The organism is Streptomyces sp. WM4235 (assembly GCF_001279725.1).
Lineage (GTDB): Bacteria > Actinomycetota > Actinomycetes > Streptomycetales > Streptomycetaceae > Streptomyces.
In genome coordinates, this window is record NZ_LGDE01000189.1 from 1 (window position 1) to 1,176 (window position 1,176).

The window sequence follows — 1,176 nt, forward strand, 5'->3', positions numbered from 1 at the left end:
TCTCCAACTCGTCCGGAGGAAGGACTTGTTGGACCAGGTTGAGGCGTTCCGCCGTACGGGCGTCGATGCGCCGCCCGGTCAGAGCCAGGTACTTCGCCCAGCCGGCGCCGGCCTCGCGGGCGATGCGCAGGTCCCCGCCGGCGTCCACCGCCACGCCCAGCCGGGCTTCCGGCAGGGCGAAGACGGCGTCCTCGGCCGCCAACCGCACGTCCGCCATCAGCGCGAGTTCGAAGCCGAAGCCGAGGCAGTAGCCCTGGACGGCGGCCACCACGGGTTGCGGGAGCCGGGCGAGGACCGCGAAGCGCTCGTGCACCCAGCGGATGCCCTCGTGGTAGTTCCGGGTCCGCTCGGCGGGAGTGCGTCCGGTGATCGCACCGCCGGGGGCCGTGACGTCGATCCCGGCACAGAAGGCGCGCCCGTCGGCCCTCAGCAGGACCACCCGCACCGTCGGATCGAAGCGGATCCGGTCGGCCAGCAGGCCCAGTTGGCGGGTGGACTCCCAACTCCAGCCGTTGAGTTGGTCCGGCCGGCAGAGGGTGAGGAACGCGACCCCGCCCTCGACTTCGAGGCGGATGCGCTCCTCCCCCTCCGCGATCTCCGTGGTGATGGTGTCGATCACCCGATGCCCCCTCGTCGCTGACGGACCGTCAGCTTAGGGGGGTCCGATCAGCGCGGGAAGAGCTCGAACGGAAGCGCCGGGCGGCCCCCGAAGCGTGCCGAGGCCTGCTGGGCGTTGCCGGTGAGGAAGGTCCGCCCGTACTCCTCGGGGTCCTGGTCGGTGAGCACCTCGATGTAGGCCTTGTGCTCCAGCAGGGACGCGATGGACCGCTCCAGACCGGCGGTGGCGTCGACGGCGTGCGTCGGAGTGGCGGAACCGGCCACCGCGACCCAGCGCACCCCGTTCCAGGGCTCCAGGCCCTGTACGGAGATCAGCTCGGGGAAGATCCAACGGTTGCCCGCGTCGCCGGCCGCGTCCAGTACGGCGCGTCCGACGGCCTTGTGGTCGGGGGGGTTCCAGAAGCCGCCGCCGTCCGCGCCGCCCCAGGTGTCCCGGTGGTTGAGGGGGACGATCAGCTCGGGGCGGTGCCTGCGGATGGCCGCGGCGATGTCCCGGCGCAGGTCGAGGCCGTACTCGACGACCCCGTCGCGGTGGTCGAGGAACTCCACCGTCGACAC

The 1,176-nt window shown here is 72.2% G+C and carries 2 protein-coding genes; both read right to left on the reverse strand.

Annotated features, from left to right (window positions below; all coding sequences use genetic code 11):
• Positions 1–619 (reverse strand): enoyl-CoA hydratase/isomerase family protein (locus ADK55_RS15260; RefSeq protein WP_053679021.1); only part of this gene is annotated, 619 nt, incomplete at its 3' end.
• 47 nt (positions 620–666) lie between these two features.
• Positions 667–1,176, reverse strand: a 510-nt coding sequence (locus tag ADK55_RS15265) for a PIG-L deacetylase family protein (RefSeq protein WP_053679023.1), incomplete at its 5' end; no start/stop codon positions are given.